General features: G+C 45.7%; 4 protein-coding genes and 4 pseudogenes. 6 read left to right on the top strand and 2 right to left on the bottom strand.

Annotation, left to right across the window (positions count from 1 at the left end):
* The 3 genes and pseudogenes from H6G13_RS27075 to H6G13_RS27065 all read left to right on the top strand — a co-directional run.
* Positions 1-101: pseudogene (locus tag H6G13_RS27075) on the top strand (IS1 family transposase); the annotation flags it as partial.
* 149 nt (positions 102-250) lie between these two features.
* A pseudogene (locus H6G13_RS29600) lies at positions 251-959 on the top strand (IS1 family transposase).
* Between the two features lie 293 nt (positions 960-1,252).
* Positions 1,253-3,589 carry an NACHT domain-containing NTPase gene (locus tag H6G13_RS27065; RefSeq protein ID WP_190488771.1) on the top strand — a complete coding sequence of 779 codons (2,337 nt, stop codon included), beginning with the start codon at positions 1,253-1,255 and terminating at the stop codon, positions 3,587-3,589.
* Positions 3,590-3,603: 14 nt separating this feature from the next.
* Here H6G13_RS27065 and H6G13_RS27060 read toward each other — a convergent pair.
* Positions 3,604-4,385, bottom strand: a pseudogene (locus H6G13_RS27060) (fatty acid desaturase).
* A gap of 317 nt (positions 4,386-4,702) precedes the next feature.
* Positions 4,703-4,912, bottom strand: a complete 210-nt coding sequence (locus H6G13_RS27055; RefSeq protein ID WP_190488769.1) for a hypothetical protein — start codon at positions 4,910-4,912, stop codon at positions 4,703-4,705.
* 235 nt (positions 4,913-5,147) lie between these two features.
* On the opposite strand from H6G13_RS27055, the pseudogene H6G13_RS29595 reads away from it, so the two are divergent.
* The 3 genes and pseudogenes from H6G13_RS29595 (at position 5,148) to H6G13_RS27045 (ending at position 6,204) form a co-directional block, all read left to right on the top strand.
* A pseudogene (locus tag H6G13_RS29595) lies at positions 5,148-5,426 on the top strand (hypothetical protein).
* Positions 5,427-5,447: 21 nt separating this feature from the next.
* On the top strand, positions 5,448-5,741 hold the full coding sequence (locus H6G13_RS27050) for a DUF1830 domain-containing protein (RefSeq protein WP_190488767.1): 294 nt from the start codon (positions 5,448-5,450) through the stop codon (positions 5,739-5,741).
* Between the two features lie 52 nt (positions 5,742-5,793).
* Positions 5,794-6,204, top strand: coding sequence for a hypothetical protein (locus tag H6G13_RS27045; protein WP_190488764.1), 411 nt, complete (start codon positions 5,794-5,796; stop codon positions 6,202-6,204).
* The last annotated feature ends 22 nt before the right edge of the window (positions 6,205-6,226 follow it).

Below are 6,226 nucleotides of genomic sequence, written 5' to 3'. Positions count from 1 at the left end.
GCTTAGTTCGTAAGACCTTGTCGTTCTCCAAAAAGTTGAGTAACCACGTTGGTGCAATTTGGTATTTTGTGCATCATTACAATGCCTCTTTGCGTTCTTAACCATTACTATTCCTTACTACCGAGAAAAGAATAGATGAGCTTTAATATTGAATTTAAGTTCTGCCAAGGAGTCAATAAAGTTATGGGTAGGACTCCAGAGGTAATGATCGATTTGTTGGGGTGGAAGGGAAGCTATCTACTAAAGAGCAATGCCGACCTGCTCAAAATGTAGTTCCCCTCGGACGGTTAAGAACGGACGCATTCATACGGGTAAACAACGGTTTCTGTGCCGCAACTGCGGCTATCAGTTTGTCGAGCACCCCACCGATAAGCGAATCAACCAAGCCACTCAGGACCTCCTTGACCGTCTTCTGTTAGAGCGTATCTCAATGGCAAGTATTGCCCGAGCGACGCAGGTATCAGAGCAATGGCTCCAAGATTACGTTCACCTCAAAGCAGCCCAGACGCCAAAACAAGCTCAAGTACACCCAAAAAAAGGGGGCTCTAAGCGTGCAGTGTGATGAGCTGTGGCCTTTTGTTGATCGCAGGGGCCACAAGCAATGGGTTTGGCTAGCAATGGATGCTCAAACCAGAGAAATTATTGGAGCTTATGTAGGAGATCGCAGCCGGAGAAGTGCTCAAAGGTTGTGAGACTCTTTGCCCAAGGTTTATCGGCAGTGTGCTGTTATCTACACCGACAATTGGGAGGTATGTCAGGAGGTGTTGCCCCAGAAGCAACATGGAGTGGTGAGTAAGGACAGTGGCAAAACGAGCTATATAGCGCGATTCAACAACACCTTGAGGCAACAGGTTTCACGCTTTGTCAGGCGCAGCCTAGCGTTTTCAAAGTGCTTGCGCAACCACATCAGCTTGCTATGGAACTTCATCCATTACTACGACGCATCACTACCTATCTAGTACTACCGATATCTCTTCATCTAAATTTGTTAGTCTTAATATGAGTCTAGATGGCCTTAAGAATGGAGAGTAGCGCTGTATCTAGCTTTCAAGGGCCTTTGAAATGTTTCGAAATGTGCGTGTAATGAATAGGCTTCCCTATACGTTGAAGTCTTGATAAAACTTATAGAAAATTCTTCCAAAGTCATAAGATTTCAGTCCTATGGTTGATTATTAGTGCGAAAGAAGATCATAAGTTCATAACTGTGGATCACTGTATAAGTTTTTAAGATGAAAACTAGGAGTTTGATCTCATGGTCAAGCGATCGCTCCAAGCATCATCTCCTGGGATTCAACAAGCAAAGCGTGCCTTTGCTCGTAAGGGGTGGACTCAAGAAAATCTGGCGGGTGAGGTAGGCTTAAAGACGCGCCAATCGGTCTGGCGCTTTTTTACGGGACAACCTGTTGATCGTCAGGTTTTTCAGGAGCTTTGTTCGATTCTAGATTTGGATTGGCGAGAAATTGCGATCGATCCTCCCGCAGAATTTCCTGAGCCTGAAGAAATTACTAGTGCTCTGGCTGTAGACATTGACAATCTAGTACGACAGGTGCGATCGCAACGCCAGCACAAAATTCAAGACCAGTGCGGCACCTTGCAGTTATTGAACATTAGCCGCCCTGTCAAGATTGACGACCTCTACATCAATGTCAACATCTTAGAGGAAATTCCGAGCCAGCAGTGGTTAGAATTGGCTGACCTACAACGCTTTACGCCCAAAGAGTTCGATCGGGTTGGCTTAGGAGAAGTATCTCAGACTCAAATTGTGGGTGTGAAAGCCATCGAAATCTACTCGAAGCTGCGAGTGTTAGGGAAACCAGGGGCAGGTAAAACCACCTTCTTGCAACATTTAGCAATTCGGTGCAATCAGGGCAGCTTTGCTACTAATCGAGTTCCAATTTTTGTCAGCTTGAGGGATTTTGCCGATGAATCTAGAGCAGTCGGTGAGTTGAGCTTACTCAGCTATATTTTTGAGGACTTTCGCAGTTCAGGTGTTTCAGACCTATCTGTGCTTAAAACTCTGCTGCAAGAGGGCAGAGTGTTGTTGTTGCTGGATGGGTTAGATGAAGTGCTTGATCAAGATTGTAAGGGGGTTGTCAACGAAATTCGCCGATTTTCGGAAAAGTATCAGAAGAATCTGTTTGTCGTAACTTGCCGTACAGCGTCTAAAGCCCTTAGCCTTAGACGTTTCACAGATGTGGAGATGGCTCCATTCACTCAAGACCAAATTGTGGCGTTTGCTCAAAAGTGGTTTACAGCACTGACGAAGACCACGTTTCAAGCTGGGCAAGAACAAGCCGTTCAGTTCACCCAGCAGCTAGGCTTGCCTGAAAACATACCCTTCCGTAGACTAGTTGTGACGCCGCTGTTTCTCCACCTTGCCTGCTGGGTTTTTTATCATCAGGGCAAATTCCCTACCAAACGTTCAGAGTTTTATAAGCAATGTTTAGAGCTTTTGCTTAGTAAATGGGACGAAACGAAAGGCATTGAGCGAGACGAGATGTATCACGGCTTTTTATTGCCGCAAAAGCTCAAGCTCCTCAGTCAGATTGCTACAGTCACGTTTGAGCAAGGGAGTTACTTTTTTGAGCAACAAGCCGTTGAACAACACATTGGGGAGTACATCCGTAATTTACCCAACGTTGCGATCGAGCCAGAGGAACTGCAATTAGACAGTGAAGGAATACTCAAGGCGATCGAGCTGCAGCATGGATTGTTGGCAGAACGGGTGCAAGGAATCTTCTCTTTCTGTGATCAGGTATTTCAAGAATATTTTACGGCTCGAAAGATCGTTGCCAGTTATAATCTGCAAGCGTCCGATCGAGCGCTGGAGCAGCTTGTCAGCCATGTTACTGACCCCCGTTGGCGGGAAATCTTTTTGTTAACGGTGGCTATGCTGCGAAGTGCAGATTCTCTAATGCAGTTGATGAAGCAAGAGATTGATGCGATCGCGGCTCAAGATCCATACCTGCAAAAATTTCTCACCTGGGCAAGCCAAAAATCTCTTGCTGCGCCTCCCCAGCCGGCTGCCACCCGTGCCTTCTACCTTGCTCTAGCTCAGGCTCCTCATATCGCCCCGCATTTTGCCCTTGCCTGCACCCTTGATCAAGATATTTTTTTAGATGCAGCCCTCGATCATCTGGTAATGGAATGTACGACTAGCTTCAAACCTAATTCCGCTATTACCTGCATTGACGCACTCAATTCGATGCTGGCAATCACTCTCGATCCTGAATTACAGCAAGCATTACACCAGTTAAAAGATCAACTTCCCAATGCAAAACAAAGCAGAGAGACACTTGGAAACTGGTGGCAAACAAACTATCCCGCTTGGCTAGAGCAATTGAAGGCGGCGATCGTTAAGCATCGCCACATCCAGCATGACTGGCACTTCAGCCTAGAGCAGCAAAAAGTATTGCAAGGATATTATGACGCGAATCAATTGTTGCTCGATTGCCTCAATAGCAACTGTGGAGTGACCACCGCTGTGCGGCAGGAGATTAAAGCCGCTTTGTTACTACCTCAAAAAGAACTTGAAGAGCGGGAATGGAGCGGAGTGACACGGAACGATCGAACAGTTTCGGAAAATTGAGCAGAGCTCCATGTCTACTCAATTATTTCTGCTTGTAGGGGAGGCATCACTACTTTTTGAGCTAACCCCAGTACTTTCAGACTTTGAATTGCTCACCATGTCATATCCACTTGCCACGATTTCCAGCTAGCCTTTGCCACCTTTGGGTAAGCGTGATGGTTGTTATGCCATCCTTCTCCAAACATGAGCAGGGCTCCCCACCAGAGATTGCGCGACCCATCTTCAGTCTCAAAGGTGTGATTGCGAAGCAGGTGCGTGGCGGAGTTGCTCAGCCAAGGCGTGTGCCAGAGCAGCACCACTCGTACAAACACCCCATAGACGACAAATGACCAGCCCCGCAGCGCATACAGCAGAATCCCTAGCGGCAGTTGCAACACTAGGAAATAACGATCGAGCTAGGTGTAAAACGGGTTGCGTGCCGGGTCAGGCGCATATTTACGATAGGTTTCGGTCGCAAGGAATTCAGCGCGGGGTACATGATTCAAAAGATGTGACTCCACCAAAATCCACGTCGAGCCGAATGAGGGTCTTTACCGACATCTTCGGCAAACGCATGGTGCAACCGATGCCAAGCTACCCAAAAGATGGAACCTTCTTGAAGAGTGAATGCGCCTAGAAACGCGAAAGTGTATTCTAGTGCCTTGAGAACCTGGAAACTGCGATGCGTTAGCAAACCGTGATACCCCAAACAAATGCCAATGCTACCAAAGAGCTCATGAAGCGTGAGCATCACTCCCAAGGGTGACCAGGAGAAAAACCAGGGTGCAAGTAGCGCTAGAGCATGAACAGTGCCCAAAAAACGACATTCCTACAGCTCAGGTCGGGTAAGAGGGACATGGTGACATGTTCCCTCTTACCCGACTTCAATATAAGCGGTTGCTCGCCTGTCGGGGCAGAGTTTGATGATTGAACAGTCACAAATCTCCTTAGAAATTTCTTAAAAATGGTTTTGGCGTAAAAACTGTGTGCTTGCCATTTGAGGCGGATGGACAGTTCAGCAGGCAATTAGCAAGAGCAGCGTGAACAGCGATGATGTTGTGGCGAGACGAAGAATCAAGATGTAACACGATGACCGATGCCACTAGAAGTCCAGTCAACGGCTTTGATTTTGGATCAGGCTGCACGCAAATCTGCTTCATTGAGCAATACCATCGTTTCTGCTCCTACTCTGCCAAAAATAGGATCTACCCCCAATGGCATCTCGACAAGATATGCCCAAGTTCCAGCATTAGGTTTGTAGCTTCGCACAATTCCCTCTCCACCAACAAAACTAACCTGTTGCATCAGACGAAATAAGGGCCGCTTGGTCAAGGTTGCAGTCATCAGTCAGACTCTGTAATTCTTGTTTGACGCTTTCCACTAAAACAGAAAGCATCAAATACGTTTTGCCCCTTTTGGGGTAAAGAAGTCAAACACTACCTATAGCTTTTGAATGTTTTAGCAGGGCATGTATAAGTATACGAAAAGTAAAACATTCACTCAGACATAATCTCTAACATCGAAGCGTCATACTTAATTCTTGTTGAGATAAGGAACATCAATAAATCCATCCGAACTCATGGAAAATACTTTGTTCAATCGAAACTTTCCGGATAGCGATGGCAACATTGTGATGGCTCAGAAGCCAAATCTACCCATTCTGGTCTGGCTTGCAGCAACTCTACTCGCATTCCTGCTCACTAGTGGCAACATCCATAGAGGTCTAGACGCGCTGGCTTTTGGCTCCCTACTCACCTGAGCGTGGCAAGAACTGTTTCAGGGCGTTAACTATTTCCGGCGATCGCTCGGTTTAATTGTTCTGTTAGGTGCGATCGCCCCAACAATTCAATGGACATAATGCTCTACAAGACTCGTCACCATGACTCAAATTCTAGATAGTCTACCTGCTGATTGTGCTAACGGCATTCTCTGCTGCTACGTGAACGACACTCAGCAACTCAAAATTGCTCGAATCACAAATATTTCAAATTGGTACTTTGAACGTGTTGTTTTTCCAGGGGAAAAGCTGTTGTTTAAAGCACTACCAGAAGCTCAGCTTGAAGTTTACATGTTGAGGTTTTCTATGGTTGATCTAGTCGAGATCACGACTTGCGATCGCTTGGCTGTCGAAAGCTTCCGAGCTCAATTAGATTCCATGGTTCAGCACTACTAAAGATGACTTCGTTCGTGAATCTTTCATTTCAATCAATCACAACTTCTGGCAAATGCAGTTAATTCATTCTGATCAACAGTGTGTTCTTACTAGCAAGTCATCCAGCGAGCAGTGTCAACAAACCCTTGCTCTTGAAAAAGCTCAAGATGAAACTGTATTGTTGCGTGAACAAATCAATTCCCTGCAGCAGTATTTATCTGAGCAGCTACAGCAACAGCAAGTGATCGAGCAGGAACTAGATAAGACCAATCAAGAACTAGAACTGATGAATACAGAAATCCAGCTGATGGCTGAAGCAAAGTGGTTGTTTTTTGAAGAGATAAAGGAATTTATGAAAATGCTTCCAGGCGATGGAGAAGTTAGCAGAATGGCCTTATTAAAATTATTCAGAAAATTTTACAACGAAATCGATGTTTCTAAAGAATTAGAGCCTGTTAGGCTTACTTCAAGTGGTAAGAGATAGGCAGTTTAAAAGTATTTACGTC

Source organism: Pseudanabaena sp. FACHB-2040, from assembly GCF_014696715.1.
Taxonomy (GTDB): Bacteria; Cyanobacteriota; Cyanobacteriia; order Phormidesmidales; family Phormidesmidaceae; genus JACVSF01.
Note: the sequence above shows the minus strand (reverse complement) of the source record. Positions and strands in the feature narration are given on the sequence as shown.